The organism is Nodularia chucula CCY0103 (assembly GCF_963923915.1).
GTDB classification, from domain to species: Bacteria; Cyanobacteriota; Cyanobacteriia; order Cyanobacteriales; family Nostocaceae; genus Nodularia; species Nodularia chucula.
The window spans coordinates 1-15,942 of sequence record NZ_CAWUOL010000111.1 but is presented as its reverse complement, the minus strand read 5'-3'; the positions used below and the strand labels follow the sequence as shown (position 1 = coordinate 15,942).

Here is a 15,942-nt window from a genome sequence, read left to right as displayed (position 1 = left end):
CCCACACTTCCCACACTTCCCACACTTCCCACACTTCCCACACTTCCCACACTTCTCCCTGCTCCCTGCTCCCTGCTCCCCCGCCTCTTGGTGTGTCCTAACCTCCTTGGCGGTTCCTATATAAGATTTTTTCACGCACCAGACGCACCAGACGCAGCGAATTTTTCCTGCGTCTTTGTTTTATGGGACATCAAGGTAAGATTTTTCCTCAAGATGATCTAGGCACTGAGAGTATTCCTTGCATCTTGGGTTTATGGTTATAAACAACTACTTAAGATATAATCAAAAGCGATTAAAAACACGCTAGGCGCATAAAAAAGGGCTAAATCTCTCAATAGGAGCTTATTTTGTTAAACATACTGGGGACTGGGTGAAGAACCTTTTGCTGTCTCGATTTTATAAACCCCATCCTTCAGGGCGAGGTCTTATGTCCTCAAATTCTTGATGGTTGCTATATATACAAAATAGTTGGTACTAAATAACACAAACATCTAGTCTAAGGCCGTGAACAGTGTGATTAAGATATGCTAAACAGTTTACTCTGGGTATCCTTAATCAGGAAGATGCTTGTGTTCACAAGTTGCAGGAGCAGTAAATAATACCCATGACTGAAATCACATTACGCCTAGAACAGGGAGACACAGAAAAAACATTAACCGTGAATCAAGATGAATTCACAATTGGCCGATTGCCGGAATGTGATTTGTACTTACCCTGTGGAGGAGTTTCTCGCAAGCACGCCAGACTACTGAAAAGTGCTGATGGTGTATGGAGTATTGAGGATTTAGGCAGCAAAAATGGCACCCAGGTTAACCAAAATCTGATTAACCATATTCAGGAGTTACATCATGGCGATATAATTTGGCTAGGCAATATAAACCTAGAAGTGCTATTTGCCACTTCAGATCAAAAGGATCTGAGTCAAGATACTCTTGTTTTTGCAGGTTCTCAGTCAAAAACTATTTTTCGCAACGTCAAACAACTGCAACAGCAATGGATAGAAGCTGACAGTCAAGATGGTGAACCTAGCAATAAAGATAAAACAATTGCCCGTTTGAAAGACTTAGTAGATATAGCTAAAAATCTCTGTGCAGCAGCATCTATAGAAGAAATTTTTTCTCAGGTACAAGAAGTTGTTTTTCGTTATCTGGATAGTATTGACCGCTTGGCATTATTAATTGATGTTCATGGCGGTGGTCACTTAGAGTTAGTCAATGCTGCCATTAGAGATATTTACCAACAGAAATATTTACCCCCTGATGGCCAGTGGATTAGTCGGAGTATTTGCCAAAAAGTCTTTGCAGAAAAAGTGGCGATTCAAACTGCTGACACCACTAAAGATGAACGCTTTTCAGATGAACAAAGTATTTTAGTTAAAGGTATCCTCAGCGCTATGGCTGTACCACTATGGGATGAAACTAAAGTTGTGGGCGTTCTTTATGCTGATGCTCATTTTTCTTCTTCCCATTGGGAAAATGAAGGAGAGGCAGAACTTAGCTTTTTTTCAGCTTTAGCTAATCTGGTGGCTTCTAGTGTGCAACGTTGGCTATTGGCTGATAAGTTAAAAACTGAAGAGGTTATTCGTCATCGACTAGAGCGTTATCATTCTCCCGCAGTTGTACAACAGTTAATTGCTATGGGCGGTTTACCTGATGGTCGTTTACCTCCCGCAGAAACCGAAATCAGTGTGTTGTTTGCAGATTTAGTCGGCTTTACGGCTATTTCTGAACGGTTAAAACCCACCGAAATTGCTCAATTATTAAATAATTTATTTGAAGAGATGTTGCAAGAGGTATTTGCCTATAGTGGCACTTTAGATAAATATATTGGTGATTGTATCATGGCTTTGTTTGGCGCACCGGAATCTCAACCAGATCATGCTGACCTCGCCACTCGTGCGGCTAAGGGAATGCTTTCTCGTCTGGAACGTCTCAACGCTAGTGGTTTTTGGCACGAACCTCTACAGTTACGTATTGCGATTAACAGTGGTAAAGCTGTTGTGGGAGATGTTGGTAGTTTTCAACGGGTCGATTATACAGCACTAGGTTCAGCTATTAATCTTGCAGCTCGGATGGAAGCAGTGTGTCCCCCCAGTGAATGTGTGATTACGGAAACTACCTATTTCATGCTTTCGGAATCATCAGATTTTTATGAAATGGGACATTATCGTTTTAAAGGTATTGAACGATTAGTTAAGGTGTATCAGACAAGATTAGTTGGTTTGAGTGGTTAATTCCAATTTTGTCTAAGGATGATCTGAAATATTAGATTGAAAAACTTGCAGTTACTATCAAAAATCTGGTTTATGTTTTTGCCAATAATAAAGGTCACATTCATTGTAAGAATCAAGCGACTGGGATAATTTTAAATCTGGCGATTTTTCCCAAATAATTGAATTGGAGTTAACAGCAATAACCCAACCTGCTTGTTTAACTCTTAAGCACAAATCTATATCATCACAATGCGGAAAATCATCTTTAAATATTCCCAATTCTTGTACAACTCGATGACGTAATAAGATGGATTTAACTACACAAAATTCTACTTTAACATAAGGCTTTCTGTTGATAGAATCATCATTTATACTCATTTTGTAATTACAAGAATATGATGCTTGACTATTAATTAAATTACCAAATTCTTGAATAGTATTAGGCTCTTTTTTCTGATATAGTTGAGAACTAACAAAGCCAACTTCGTGGTGATTTTGTAAGGTGGTAATTAATATACTAAGAGCTAAAGGATCTAAACGTAAATCATCATTAAGCAACCAAATGTAATCATATTGAAGGTGACTGACAAATTGTAGACCGTAGTAGAAACCACCAAATTCATCAGCCTGTTTATCTGGTGTTATAATTTGCAGGTGAGCAAAGCAAAATTTAGCTAAATTAGCTTGATTGCTATGATCTGAACCGTTATTTACAATATAGATATCAATTTTGGTCTGATATAATTTTAGTCGGCAAATATCTTGTAGTAAAGGATTCAGTGAACTTAACTGACGATAAGTATCAATGATAATTGCAACTTTCATGTTCTGGGGAGGCAAGAATTGGGTTTCTATTTCTGGTTGAGTTAAAAAATCTGAAAAGTAAGAGTTCATTTTTGCAAACCTCTAAAATGTTGATTTTGATTAGTCCGCACAGCAGATTAATTTAGGATAATTTTCAATCGATTAATGAACTAACAATATGCATTTTAAAAATGCATAATAAAAGCACACATAGCTCAAAAATGTAACCTGTTATGTTGTTTGACTCGTCTGCCTAAAGAATGAATAGTTACAATGAAAACAGGGATAAAAAGTAAAATATGCTACACTAAATCATTTTTTTAGGTCAAAATGGTAACTAGTGCTTTTTTGGTCAAATTTGAGACAATAAACTAGCGATCGCCTATTTGCGTTCTGGGTGGGTTATGGGAAAATAATCCTACTGGAAAAAATACTTTGTAATTGTTATTTCCCTTCGCTGATGGGCGAAATCATCAAAAAATATGACCATAGCTATAGATTTTGGTACTAGCAACACCGTTATTGCTCGTTGGAATCCCGTAACCCAGCAACCAGAAACAATCAATATACCCGCGTTATCTCTTCAGCAAAGCCGAAATCCTCCCATCATTCCCAGCCTAATCTATATAGAAGACGCAACACAGGGTAAAGTTTTAGTAGGGCAAGAAGTACGCGATCGCGGTTTTGACCTGAAAAACGAAACTCGCTGCTTCCGTAGCTTTAAACGGGGAATTGGTGCAGATATTCAAGGCTTTTTACCAGAAATAGATGGAGAACTGATCACCTTTGAGCAAGTGGGGGAATTATTCCTCACCAAAGTCATTGCACAACTAGCACCGATGCAAGGAGGTGTAGATTCCCTCGTACTCACAGTCCCTGTGGATAGCTTTGAAGCATATCGTCACTGGTTAGGAAAAGTTTGTCAAGCGCTGCCGGTGGAAAGGGTACAGATGCTAGATGAACCAACAGCAGCAGCTTTGGGTTACGGTTTAGCAGATCAAGAAGTTCTCTTAGTAATTGACTTTGGCGGTGGGACATTAGACCTGTCTCTGGTACGTTTGGATCAAAGTGTACAAACTAAAAAGCCTGTAGGTTTTCTCCTGAAGTGGGGTAATAAATCTTTGGGGGAAAATTCCAGTCAAAAACCTAAAACAGCCCGTGTATTAGCCAAAGCTGGGCAGAATCTTGGTGGTACTGATATTGATAATTGGTTAACAGATTACTTTGCTAAAACCCAAGGAATAGCTGTGACACAGTTAACGACGAGATTAGCGGAACGAGTCAAAATTCAGCTATCAACCCAAAGCCAAGCTAGTGAGGTTTATTTTGATGATGAGAATTTTGAAAGTTATGAACTGCAACTAAACCGCGAAGTTTTTGATAATATTCTCACAGAAAAGGGGTTTTATGCTCTATTAGATGAGTCGATGACAAGTGTATTACAGCAAGGACGACGACAGGGGATAGAGGTTGCAGATATTAACGCTGTGTTGTTGGTGGGTGGAACGGTGCAATTACCAGCAGTGCAGACATGGGTAAAACAGTATTTTCCGTCAGAAAAAATCCGGTGTGAACGTCCTTTTGAGGCGATCGCCCAAGGTGCGTTACAGTTAGCCCAAGGGATGGAAATCAAAGACTTTCTCTATCATAGTTATGGTGTCCGCTATTGGGATCGTCGCCATCAGCGTCATAATTGGCATTCGATTATTAAAACTGGACAGGCTTATCCAATGAGTGATTCAGTGGAATTGGTTTTAGGCGCATCTTTAGAAAATCAACCCAGTATTGAATTAATTATTGGGGAATTGGGAGATCAAACAGCCAGCACTGAAGTTTATTTTGATGGCGATCGCTTGATTACTCGCCCCATACAAGCAGGGGTAACTACTGTTAAACCCCTCAATGATCAAGGAACTGCTAAAACCATCGCCAAATTGACACCTCTGGGATATCCGGGAAGCGATCGCATTAAAGTTTTGTTTCAAGTAGACGAACAACGTTTTTTGCGAATTACAGTTGAGGATTTATTAACCAATGAAACCCTATTAGAAAATCAACTTGTCGCTCAGTTGAGTTAGATGGGGACTGGGGATTGGGGACTGGGGATTGGGCGAAAACGGAAGTCAAATAATACTCAAAGTCCCCTCATCTGCATCTAATCTGGCTAATACACCCACTGGTAAAGCGGCATTGGGACTTGCATGACCAAAGGGCAAATTAGATACAATAGGAATACCTAAATCACTCAAGCGATCGCGCAGTACCTCTTCTACACTGAAGCTAGGTAAATTTTTCGGTGGTTCGCATTGACTAAAACTACCCAAAGCAACACCCCGAACTTTTGCTAACAGACCACTACAACGCCACTGGGTCAGCATTCTATCAATGCGGTAAGGTACTTCTCCCACATCTTCCCATGCTAAAATCACATTCTCCATTTTTGGTATAATTGGTGTACCTAAAAGATGGGTTGCCACAGTGAGATTACCTGGAAGTAACAAACCAGTAGCGATTCCACCACCCCAACCACAACCCGAAAGCGGAGGGACAGTCCCACCTTCTACAAAATCAAATAATCGCTGAATTGACCAATCTGTTTCATCGGCTAAAGTAGTCAATACAGGAGCATGAACACTGGAAATCCCTGCTGTGTAAAGACTCCATAACAAAGCTGTAATATCAGAAAACCCAATCAGCCATTTTGGTACTGGTGAGTTAAGACTATTCCAACTCCAATTTTCCAAAATCCGAGTGCTACCAAATCCGCCTCTGGTGCAGAGGATACCACGACAATGGGGATCTTCCCAAGCTGTGATAATCTGTTGCCGACGCAGTTCGTCTTTTTCTGCTAAATATCCCCATTTATCAGTTAATTTTGGCATAATTTCCACTTGATAACCACGCGATCGCCAAATTTCTACACTCCTTTCCAATGCTCCAAATTCGCGCAACGCACCACTAGGCGCAATCACTCGCACTAAGTCACCAGGTTTTAAAGGTGGGGGTAATATCTGAGATTCCATAAATAGTTTAGTAGGATACCAAGGTACAGCTAATAGTTAGAAGTTAAATAACAAACATCACTTATAACCGAGATAAATTATCTTTGAGTATAATATATACTTGACTTTATTGAAAAAATAGTATCTATTTCAGTCAGATAAACAGGATTTATTTACAATCGTTATGGTGAAAATTTTTCATCCCGATTGCATCAAATATAAATGGAAAAATTAGTAAATATATAAATTTCTCAATGATTTTTGGGAACAATAATAATGCTAATATTGCTAAAAGTAGCAATTAACTGGGTAACTATATATATACATAGTTGTTCGGAGTAAGGAGTGGAATCACATTATATAGAGGGCCAAGGATTTCGATTATGCTGGCTACGCAAAGCATGACAAATACCAAAAAGCTAAGTCTGAGTTTAAACTCAACCCTGCAAGAGTTACCCCTATGGACAACTCATATTGCGCTAGAAAGCCCAGTAAATCAATTGACTAAACTTTTTGAGAAAGAGCCTTTACTCCCAGGAGTGATTTTAACTCAAAATAATTCCTACCACGGCATGATGTCACGGGGTAAATTTTTTGAACACATGAGCCGCCCCTACAGTTTTGGGCTTTTTTCTAAACGACCTATTCAACATCTTTATAACTTTCTCCGCCCAGAACTATTTATAGTAACTCAGGACACGACCATTGTCGAAGTCACTCAAAAAGCTTTGAAGCGACCAGCTAAACTGGTTTATGAGCCAATTGTGGTCGGTGCGGAACCGACAAATTATGGGTTAATTGATTTCCATCAGTTATTATTAGCTAACTCCCAAATTCATGCATTGACAGTAGCTCAATTAAAATATGCAGAGGAACAATCCAGAGTAGCCAAGGCTGGGTTTAATGATCTTCAGCAGAACTATAGCCGATTGCTACAAAATGACAAAATGGCTGCTTTAGGTCAATTAGTGGCTGGGGTAGCACATGAAATTAACAACCCAGTGAACTTTATTACTGGTAATTTGACTTACGCGAAAGATTACAGCCAGAAACTATTCAAGTTAATTAGCCTTTATCAAAAGGCATATCCTAAAACTAAGGACAGAATTCAAACTTACAGTGATGAGATTGAACTAGATTTTATAACCACAGACTTTCCTAATCTTCTCCAGTCTATGGAAATTGGTTGCGATCGCATTCAGCAAATAGTGCTATCGTTAAAAAACTTTTCCCGCCTTGACGAAGCTGATAAAAAAACAGTTAACATTCATCACGGTATTGATAGTACCCTACTAATTTTAGAAAGTCGCCTCTGTAAAAAACACAAACCCAGTGAGAATATCACCATCTTGAAAGAATACGGGGATTTGCCCTTAGTGGAGTGCTATCCTGGGTTACTGAATCAAGCATTTATGAACATCTTGAACAACGCCATAGATGCTATAGAAGAGTCAATCGTGAAGCGGAAAAAAAAATATCGTCCAGTTATTAAAATTAGCACTCAAATCATCGGCAGTAAATGGATACAAATCAACATTACTGACAATGGAACTGGTATCCCAGAAAATGTCAAAAACCAATTATTTGATCCATTTTTTACGACTAAACCAGTGGGTAAAGGAACCGGGTTAGGACTATCCATAACTTATCAAATTGTTGTAGAAAAACATGGTGGGCAACTTAACTGTTTATCTACCTTTGGGAAAGGAACTAAATTTATCATCAAAATCCCAGTTGTCAAAAATTAGTAAATATGATCCCCACTAGATAAAAACAAATACAGTACAAAATTATCTGCGTTTATCTGCGTCCATCTGCGTTTAATGGTTACTTACGGATTTCTCACTAGAATACCTTGAAATTAACGCGTTTCCTGCCCATACCCTATTTACTGCTGTATTTCCTGAGCGATTAATGTCACACTGGAATTGATTTCCACAAAAACTTATGATTAAAAAATTAGGACTTAGTGTGCTGCTATTTGCAGTTATGGGAAATTTAACCTGGATATCAAATTCTAGGGCTAGTTTCCAGGGTAAACTCACAGTTGAAATTGATGGATTTCGCAGCACGGAAGGACAGGCCTGCATCAGCATATTTGCTAATAGTCAAGGATTTCCCAGCAATAGCGATCGCGTACTTAAAAAACAGTGTGCCAATATTGAAGACAGATCCTTAACAGTTACTTTTGATAACTTACAAACAGGTAGTTATGCTGTTGCCGTGATCCATGATCGAAACAAAGACCAAATCCTGAACCGTAATAACCTCGGTATGCCCATAGAAGGCTTTGGTTTTTCCCGCAACCCAGAAGTCCGCACCAGTCCCCCTGCATTCAGAGATGCGGCTTTTGTTTTAGCGGGTCCAAACACCTTGATCCAAATTCAGTTGAAATATTTATAATTTCCTCTGCGTTGGCTGTTGATGATTATCTTCCGGTAAACTGGGTTGATTCGGAGCAATCCGCATTTGATTCATCTGAGTCAAAGCATATTTTGCCGTGGTTTGGACATCAGCATCTGGATCTTCAACTGCATGGGCTAACATTTGGCTCATTTGAGTCATCATGTCATAAACGCGAGTCAGATCACGGATAGCATTTTGGCGGACTTGTGGGCTTTCGTCTTGTAATGAAATAGCCAAAGCACGATTCATTGGTCTGAGGGCGCGAGCGTTAATTTCTGACAAAGCAGCCAAAATTAAACTCCGTTGTTGAGAATCAGCATTAATCATCAAGTCTACCAGGGGCTGAATTGCCCGTGAGTCTCCTTGCTGACCCAAACCCCAAATAGCCTTCCGCCGTTTCGAGCGATCATTACTGCGTAAGTCCTGAATCATTTGATCCACAATACTCAGTTTGCTAAGGCGGGAAGTAGTGTCTGGTGGTAATACAGCCGAGGGAACTGACGCTGTTGGTGTTTTGGAATTGACCACAGATACATTACTTTCCTGCTGTCTGGATGTATTTTCGGATTCTTGCTTTCTCAAGTCTTTTTCACCACGTCTCGAACCTGTGACTTCATTAGTGCTGGATTCGGAAGGTTTTTTGAGTTGAAACAACAATCTCACCAAAAATACCAGTGCGCCAACACTTCCTAAAATTCCCAAACCCAATAATGACCACCAAATAAACTCTCGTTGGCTAGATTGCGATTGGTCATTTGGAGAAACAGTTGAACTTAATTCCTCCTCGTTAGTTGCAGAGACAGATACAGATGAAACAGAAGAAGCGAAAACCGGATTTCTTCCTAACCAAGCTGTTTGCACAATGTCCCTAGTTGTCAGATCAGCAACACCATCGGTTCTGCTCAAATCTTGGAATTGCTGAAATTTAACTACAGCACCTTGGGTTTCTGGCCCATAAATTCCATCAATATCACCATAGTAATATCCTAAATCCTTTAATTGTGTTTGCAGTCCCTCGACATCTGTCCCTTGACTACCACGCATGAGAACAACCTCTACAGGAGCTGTTGTCAAACTTGCTTGTGCAATTTCTACAGATGCTAGGTTAGATGTTGCCATACTTGTCCGATGCGGGTAAAAACCCAGACAAGTAAAACAGGTAAAAATTAAAATTGAGGAATGGCATAGCCTCATATTGTCAGTTTCAGCCTGAATTTGCTATTGAAGTTATCGATTCCAGAATAAATTTTAAGATGTCTAAATTTGGAATTTTTAATTAACAGAAAAAGCACTATACCTACAAATTTCTTGGTCAGCAGATACTTTTAACATTGTTAATAGTCCCACTACCAGAAGTAGTAGCTGCTCCAAACATTTAGCTCTTATATCCCACCCAATTGTTTGGGTTTTCAGATACACCCTGTTTGCCAAAAGAGGCGGAGTTTTGTTTTCCTTAACCCCATCAGATCGGAGGATAAACCGGAATCTTCGCAGATTATACTGGTGTGCTTTAACCTCTTTACTGACGGAGCAATTGTACCACATTTCACGGACACTCAAGTTTCTCATGATTAAGGTTAGAAGTATAGCAGGATGGAGGCTTGCCCTACTTCCTTGCCATTGGCTATGTTAACGAATTTCCGCCTTCAATCGCTGTGGCTGCTGTAGATTTTTCGCTTCTATATTCACTGACTGTTTTTTGGCCGCTAACTGATCTCGCTGGTTAATCAGATAAATACTAATCAGCGTTAGTCCTACTCCTACCCACTGCAAAGGGCTGAGAACTTCCGAGAGAAAGAGGTTGCCAAATAATAGGGCAAACACAGGAGTGAGAAAGGTGAGAGAACTGAGACTAGTTAAGCTACCGCTAGAAGCAAAGTAGAAAAATAATCCATAGGCGATCGCACTGCCGAAAACTGTAGCATAACCCAACGCTATCCATTCAGAAGTAATCAAATTTTGCCACTGCTGAGATTCTGTTGCCAGGGAAATACCCCACAACGGCAATCCTCCCAAAATCATGTGCCATCCTGTGGCCATGACTGGATCTGCGTATTTACACACAAACCGAATCATTACCGTTCCCACAGCCATTGATAGGGCTGCTAACAACATTAACCATTCACCACTAGCAAACAAATCTTGCCAGCTGCCAATAGTAACATTGACGTTGGCATCAAAAAACTGAAAAATCCAGGCATCAGGCAAACCAATTAAACTAATGCCCATGACTCCCAGTCCCAATCCCAACCATCCCCATAAACCAATATGTTCTTGAAATAACCACAAGGACAATAAAGCCACAGCCAAAGGTTGAGAGTCAATCATCACAGATCCTAGACCTGCACTAGTTCTGACTAATCCCTCTGCCAAAAAGCCTTGAAATAAAGCGCCATCGATGCAGGCAAATAAAATAATCCACAACCATGCTGACCAACCTTGGGGCTGAGGTTTACCCATCAGCAGACCAGCAATCAAAATAAGCACCCCAGCAGGTAGCAATCGTACTCCTGACATAAATAAGGGTGTTGTGTGAGGTATGACTCCTTTCATCGCCACCATTGCTGTACCCCATAGGAAAAAAGGCGCGATTAACAATAGGGGAGCGAGAGGAAATTTAGATGCACTGAGTTTCAGTTGCATGGGTTTACTGATGCCTTTGTTTAACAAATGCAAAAATTAGTTTACCCAATTTTACCGAATTATGACTTTTTGTGAAGAGAGTGGGGTGTGTGGGAAGTGTGGGGAGTGGGGAGTGGGGTGTGTGGGAAGTGTGGGAAGTGTGGGGTGTGTAGGGAGTGTGGGAAGCAGCCATGAAACTCTTGAATTGCAAGGGTTCTATTTTGATTTATAAATAAAAGTCCGTACACATTATTCCTCTTTCCCTGTTCCCTGTTCCCCACCTCTACGAGTAATTTCCGCAATCAAACCGGATTCCTAGATATCTATATCTTGTTGACAGGGGAGCCTTTTAAATTCACCTCCAATTTGACTTTAAATTCATCCTCAAACACTGGTTTTTTATAATCTAAACTCCAGAGTTCTAAGGCACAGTCATCATCAAGTTGGCAGGGAAAAAGCAACATTTGTAATTGCTGACTATTAGAATTGTAATTACACTCTACACGTGCGATCGCCCCGATTTGTCGCCTCTCTAATGCCACAGCTAATCTTAATATCGCACTCAATTGACTGACAATTTGCCGATGGGTTTTACTCAGCAAATTACGGTAATTTTCGTGTTTTTTCTTGGGCTGTGATTTCCGGTGATAACGGGCTAAATTAGCAATGATTTCAATTTCGGTTTCGGTGTAGCCGAGTAATTCACCATTGCGAACTAGATAATAGGAATGCTTGTGATGAGAGGAATGACTGATGTAATGACCGCAATTATGTAAGATGGCGGCCGCCCATAATAGTTGTCGCTCATTGACTCCCCAGTTGTGTAATATTTCCTGGGTTTGGTCAAATAAACTTAAGGCAAATAAAGCGACGCGATCGCTATGCTCTAAATCAATATGGTACTTATCAGCCTGTTTTAACACACTGCGTTGACGTACTGAACCTTGATAACGCAGTCTATCTTCAATCAAACCGTGGGACAGCATCCAGTCAACAATCACCCCTTCCCGCAAGGCGCGGCCACATACTGTTACTGAATCCACACCTAATAAACTCATGGCTTCCTGTAGGATCACAGCCCCAGCCAATATCACTTCTGACCGTTTATCTGGCATACCGGGTATATTAGAAATCTCTGAGTTAGTCATTTTCCGCAAACGATACACCCAATTCTGCAAGTCCTTGAGACTGAATTGGTAGCCATTCAGAGTCGAAGGTGCAATTTCTAAATTTTCCCGCGCATGAATCATGGCAAGGGTTTCAATTGTCCCGGAGGTTCCCACTAACCGGGGAGATTCCCCCAACTCAATATTTGCTAGGACATCTTCAACGGAACGTTCTAACATTCCCCGTGTATAAGCTTGCAAATACTTAAACTCAGCGTCACTCATGGGGTCGCTGTGAATAAACTCGCTAGTGAGGCGAACTGCGCCAACTTTTGTGCTGGTGAGACTACGGGCTTCTTGACTGTCCCCCAAAATTAATTCTGTGGAACCACCGCCAATATCAATCACAATATGGGGTTTGTTGTCAAATTCCATCCCCGACAGTACACCCAGGTAGATGCGTCGGGCTTCTTCTTGACCGGAAATTAAGTCAACACTTAAACCTAATTCATCTTCTATTCGTTGCAGAAAATCTTGCCCGTTGGGAGATTCCCGCACAGCGCTGGTGGCTACAGCAATAATTGTTTCCGCATTGGCTGTTTTGGCTACTTCTTGAAAGCGTCTGAGGGCGGTAATCGCCTTGTCAATAACTTCTGGTTTTAACTCTCCAGTCGCAAGATCACGATTACCTAATCTGACAGTTTCTTTCTCTTTGGCAATAATCCGAAAGGATGGTAATGTCGGATCAATTTTTACTACTACCATGTGTAGAGAATTAGTTCCCATGTCAATGGCAGCAATAATCCGGTTTTGCTTAACTGGTCGGCTTTTAATACTTTCCCAGCTAGCTGAAACTAAATTCAGCATCTAGTTTTCTCTCATTGAAGGAAGGACGGTAAAAAATTTGTGTTCGGGGTATTTAGCAATAGTAGATGCTTATGGAACCTCTCACGACTTGAGTCGCATGATTCCTAGTTCAACATAACTAGCAGTCACAAGTGTGCAGCTTACAGAAATCAAATAACGTTATTCTATAGAGGAAATTCATCGTTCTATGATTATTACTTGATTTTTATGCTGAATCTTGAAGAAGGTAAACACGAACCTGTATTACTGACTATTATCCGACTTTTGCGGTGGCATAAACCAGAAGGAAGGTTAATTTTAATGATTCCGGCACTTTGGGCTGTATTTCTAGCAGCCTCTGGAAAACCACCTTTACCTTTAGTTGGTGTCATTGTTTTAGGGACTTTAGCCACAAGTGCAGCTGGTTGTGTAGTCAATGATTTATGGGATCGGGATATTGATCCGGAAGTAGAGAGAACGCGCGATCGCCCTCTTGCAGCTCGCACCCTGTCTATCAAAGTCGGAATTGTGGTAGCTATTGTTTCCTTGGGATGTGCCGCAGCACTTGCTTTTTATCTTAACCCATTAAGTTTCTGGTTATCTGTAGCAGCCGTACCAGTAATTTTACTGTATCCCGGTGCAAAAAGAGTGTTTCCCGTACCACAGCTAGTGCTTTCCATTGCTTGGGGTTTTGCGGTTTTAATTAGCTGGAGTGCCGTCACACCAAACCTATCCCCAGCTACTTGGCTATTGTGGGGCGCAACTATATTGTGGACATTGGGATTTGATACAGTCTATGCCATGAGCGATCGCGCAGATGATCAACGTATTGGCGTTAATTCCAGTGCTTTATTTTTTGGTAATTATGCCCCTCTAGCTATTGGCATTTTCTTTGTGCTGACAGTAATTTTACTAGCTGGGTTGGGAATATTTACACATCTTAACTTTTCTTTTTGGATTGCTATGGCGATCGCTACTATTGGCTGGAGTTACCAGTGTGTAACTTTAACAAAGCCAGACCTAGCTAACTCTGAGTATGGCCTCATGTTCCGTCAAAATGTCTGGATTGGTTTTATTTTACTTGCAGGGATGATTGCTGGGTCTTTATCGTAACGCTAACAACACATCAGAAAAAAGCGACCCAGCCCACGCAGCCAGCTCGTCCCTTCAATTTAAAAGTCGTTCATCTACACACAATTATACTGGGCAAATGAGGACACAGACTTGATATTTATTACTCCATAATTATCTATTTCTTAGATATTTTTACGGTATTCCTTTGGGGAAAGTTATTTTGTATAGCACTACCCATACACGTTAAAACATAAACTGATCATAAAAGTTAGAAACCGAAAGACTTTTACCCCACTCCCCACTCCCTACTCCCTACTCCCTGCATTTACCATAATTTTACAATATCCCACTATTTGCGCGAATTAGACAAAGTTTTACTGAATATCTCGGTTAGCAGTCTTTAGTCCTTGGGTATATGGCTATGTAATTTAGATGTACCCAAGTCTATGAAGCGATCGCATCTTGTTAAAATAGCCATGATAGCGTTAGTTGGCTTAAGTACTCTTGGCATTGTTGGGGTCAGTTTTTTTCTCAAAACAGCTTTTAGCAATAGCAGCAAAATTCAACTGATCACTGATACATCTCGTTATCCAGAAATTCGCCAGCAACTCTGGTTTAATCAACAACATATTATTCCCCATTTTCCTGAGCAATTACCCCCCCAAGCCGAAAACATTCGCATTGCTTATTATCCTGGAGTTACCCCAAACGGCAGCTTTTTTCAACTCAGACTGCAACATTCCCCAGGCAAAATCCAAACGTTGCTTTCACAGTATGAAAAAATTGCTAAATACCAATATCAAGGTGGTAATACCAACGACCACGTTAACCTAGAAAATGGTGTACCAACAACATTCTTTTACACCAGTAATAATTCTCAAGAATCATTTCCAGCCACATATACAATATTCGTATTAGATGCCCAAGACAGAGGTAAACCGGGTTTTAAATGGAATCATGGCCATAGCTACGGCGTAGCCATTGATATCTCAGCTTCAGAAATTGTCTATTGGGCAGAAAAATGGTAATAACAATTCCTAATTAACCATTTTTACTGACTGGTAAACCTAAACGGTGTTGCAAATCAGCAATGTTATCTTCCCAGTGTTCTTCAAAACGATATCCCAACATAAACTCTGCCTTTTTGCCCAACTCTTTCCCTTTCTTGAGGTTAGCAAAAATTTGTTTAATTTGTTGAGGAGCAAGGAGGGGATAAAGAAATTTAGCGAACCACAAACTGATTTTTAATGATTGACTATAATTTTGGGCGGACGCAAAGGCAAGAACCCCAATTTCTCCCGCATAGCTGGTATCAAAACCCAATAAAACATGAAAGATATCGTGTGTAATCGCATATCGCAAAGCAAAGACATTATTTTTAGCTATTTCCTCTAACTCCGAACTGATATTTAATGCTTGCAAATGATTTGCTTTCATGTGATCTGCATACTCTCGCCCAAAAGTATCTTGGGGGTATTGGCTTAATTTTTTCAGATCAATTAAGGGATAATATCCCACTACTGCTGCTAATTGAGAGGCGATTTCTGGAGATACCTTAGCACCTAACAAATCAGATTTAAGAATGGCAAAATCCCCTAATCTGTTTGAGTTTTTATCAGCCAGAATTTCTCGTAGTTGTTTCAGTTTTTTGCAGATAATCACGGTAATTCCACAATTTTTAGTGAATAAAATCGGCTTTTTTGCCAGCCTCTCTGCTTGTAAGAAGAACCAACCTCAGATGTTGTTTGATAAGGGATTAAGGGTAATTTTTATCACATTTTCACCTTACCAAGGGGAGCCAATGCGGTCTTGAGAATCTCCCCTCCTCGCTTGCCTACGGTGTACACACAAGTAGAAGTAAACTACTAGG

12 protein-coding genes are annotated in these 15,942 nt (G+C 40.3%); 6 read left to right on the top strand and 6 right to left on the bottom strand.

Features of this window, described 5'->3' with window-relative positions; all coding sequences use genetic code 11:
- Positions 1-604 precede the first annotated feature (604 nt).
- Entirely contained in the window at positions 605-2,233 is a 1,629-nt protein-coding gene (locus tag ACM0OP_RS21415; protein WP_414530433.1) for an adenylate/guanylate cyclase domain-containing protein, read from the top strand.
- Positions 2,234-2,290: 57 nt separating this feature from the next.
- Here the strand turns inward: ACM0OP_RS21415 and ACM0OP_RS21410 are convergent, their stop codons facing one another.
- Positions 2,291-3,106 (bottom strand): glycosyltransferase family 2 protein, encoded by an 816-nt coding sequence (locus ACM0OP_RS21410; RefSeq protein WP_414530432.1) that lies wholly within the window; start codon positions 3,104-3,106, stop codon positions 2,291-2,293.
- A gap of 392 nt (positions 3,107-3,498) precedes the next feature.
- Here ACM0OP_RS21410 and ACM0OP_RS21405 point away from each other — a divergent pair, with 392 nt between their 5' ends.
- Entirely contained in the window at positions 3,499-5,094 is a 1,596-nt protein-coding gene (locus ACM0OP_RS21405; protein ID WP_414530431.1) for an Hsp70 family protein, read from the top strand.
- Positions 5,095-5,139: 45 nt separating this feature from the next.
- Here ACM0OP_RS21405 and ACM0OP_RS21400 read toward each other — a convergent pair whose 3' ends face one another.
- Entirely contained in the window at positions 5,140-6,039 is a 900-nt protein-coding gene (locus tag ACM0OP_RS21400) for a S66 peptidase family protein (protein WP_414530430.1), read from the bottom strand.
- A gap of 362 nt (positions 6,040-6,401) precedes the next feature.
- Here ACM0OP_RS21400 and ACM0OP_RS21395 point away from each other — a divergent pair, with 362 nt between their 5' ends.
- Together ACM0OP_RS21395 and ACM0OP_RS21390 are read left to right on the top strand one after the other, a co-directional pair.
- Positions 6,402-7,766 (top strand): ATP-binding protein, encoded by a 1,365-nt coding sequence (locus ACM0OP_RS21395; RefSeq protein WP_414530429.1) that lies wholly within the window; start codon positions 6,402-6,404, stop codon positions 7,764-7,766.
- Positions 7,767-7,965: 199 nt separating this feature from the next.
- The gene (locus tag ACM0OP_RS21390; protein ID WP_414530428.1) at positions 7,966-8,421 is read left to right on the top strand and encodes a DUF2141 domain-containing protein; all 456 of its coding nucleotides are present in this window, start codon (positions 7,966-7,968) and stop codon (positions 8,419-8,421) included.
- Here the strand turns inward: ACM0OP_RS21390 and ACM0OP_RS21385 are convergent.
- The 3 genes from ACM0OP_RS21385 to ACM0OP_RS21375 all read right to left on the bottom strand — a co-directional run bounded on the left by ACM0OP_RS21385 (position 8,416) and on the right by ACM0OP_RS21375 (position 13,019).
- Positions 8,416-9,618: a peptidoglycan-binding protein gene (locus tag ACM0OP_RS21385; RefSeq protein ID WP_414530427.1), complete on the bottom strand. Its 1,203-nt coding sequence runs from the start codon at positions 9,616-9,618 to the stop codon at positions 8,416-8,418. The genes ACM0OP_RS21390 and ACM0OP_RS21385 overlap by 6 nt on opposite strands.
- A 435-nt stretch (positions 9,619-10,053) precedes the next feature.
- Positions 10,054-11,067 (bottom strand): DMT family transporter, encoded by a 1,014-nt coding sequence (locus ACM0OP_RS21380; RefSeq protein ID WP_414530426.1) that lies wholly within the window; start codon positions 11,065-11,067, stop codon positions 10,054-10,056.
- A 302-nt stretch (positions 11,068-11,369) separates the two neighbouring features.
- Positions 11,370-13,019, bottom strand: a complete 1,650-nt coding sequence (locus ACM0OP_RS21375) for a Ppx/GppA phosphatase family protein (RefSeq protein WP_414530425.1) — start codon at positions 13,017-13,019, stop codon at positions 11,370-11,372.
- A gap of 207 nt (positions 13,020-13,226) precedes the next feature.
- On the opposite strand from ACM0OP_RS21375, the gene ACM0OP_RS21370 reads away from it, so the two are divergent.
- Positions 13,227-14,111, top strand: coding sequence for a 4-hydroxybenzoate solanesyltransferase (locus ACM0OP_RS21370; protein WP_414530424.1), 885 nt, complete (start codon positions 13,227-13,229; stop codon positions 14,109-14,111).
- A gap of 407 nt (positions 14,112-14,518) precedes the next feature.
- Complete coding sequence (locus ACM0OP_RS21365; RefSeq protein WP_414530434.1) at positions 14,519-15,100, top strand: hypothetical protein; 582 nt, start codon at positions 14,519-14,521, stop codon at positions 15,098-15,100.
- A 13-nt stretch (positions 15,101-15,113) separates the two neighbouring features.
- Here ACM0OP_RS21365 and ACM0OP_RS21360 read toward each other — a convergent pair whose 3' ends face one another.
- Complete coding sequence (locus ACM0OP_RS21360; RefSeq protein WP_414530423.1) at positions 15,114-15,734, bottom strand: Coq4 family protein; 621 nt, start codon at positions 15,732-15,734, stop codon at positions 15,114-15,116.
- Positions 15,735-15,942 lie beyond the last annotated feature (208 nt).

Bases quoted from the DNA above. Each gene is read 5' to 3' on its own strand.
- ACM0OP_RS21365 (WP_414530434.1), top strand. From the start codon at position 14,519: ATGAAGCGATCGCATCTTGTTAAAATAGCCATGATAGCGTTAGTTGGC.
- ACM0OP_RS21370 (WP_414530424.1), top strand. From the start codon at position 13,227: ATGCTGAATCTTGAAGAAGGTAAACACGAACCTGTATTACTGACTATT.
- ACM0OP_RS21405 (WP_414530431.1), top strand. From the start codon at position 3,499: ATGACCATAGCTATAGATTTTGGTACTAGCAACACCGTTATTGCTCGT.
- ACM0OP_RS21400 (WP_414530430.1), bottom strand. From the start codon at position 6,039: ATGGAATCTCAGATATTACCCCCACCTTTAAAACCTGGTGACTTAGTG.
- ACM0OP_RS21410 (WP_414530432.1), bottom strand. From the start codon at position 3,106: ATGAACTCTTACTTTTCAGATTTTTTAACTCAACCAGAAATAGAAACC.
- ACM0OP_RS21415 (WP_414530433.1), top strand. From the start codon at position 605: ATGACTGAAATCACATTACGCCTAGAACAGGGAGACACAGAAAAAACA.
- ACM0OP_RS21380 (WP_414530426.1), bottom strand. From the start codon at position 11,067: ATGCAACTGAAACTCAGTGCATCTAAATTTCCTCTCGCTCCCCTATTG.
- ACM0OP_RS21395 (WP_414530429.1), top strand. From the start codon at position 6,402: ATGCTGGCTACGCAAAGCATGACAAATACCAAAAAGCTAAGTCTGAGT.
- ACM0OP_RS21390 (WP_414530428.1), top strand. From the start codon at position 7,966: ATGATTAAAAAATTAGGACTTAGTGTGCTGCTATTTGCAGTTATGGGA.
- ACM0OP_RS21375 (WP_414530425.1), bottom strand. From the start codon at position 13,019: ATGCTGAATTTAGTTTCAGCTAGCTGGGAAAGTATTAAAAGCCGACCA.
- ACM0OP_RS21385 (WP_414530427.1), bottom strand. From the start codon at position 9,618: ATGAGGCTATGCCATTCCTCAATTTTAATTTTTACCTGTTTTACTTGT.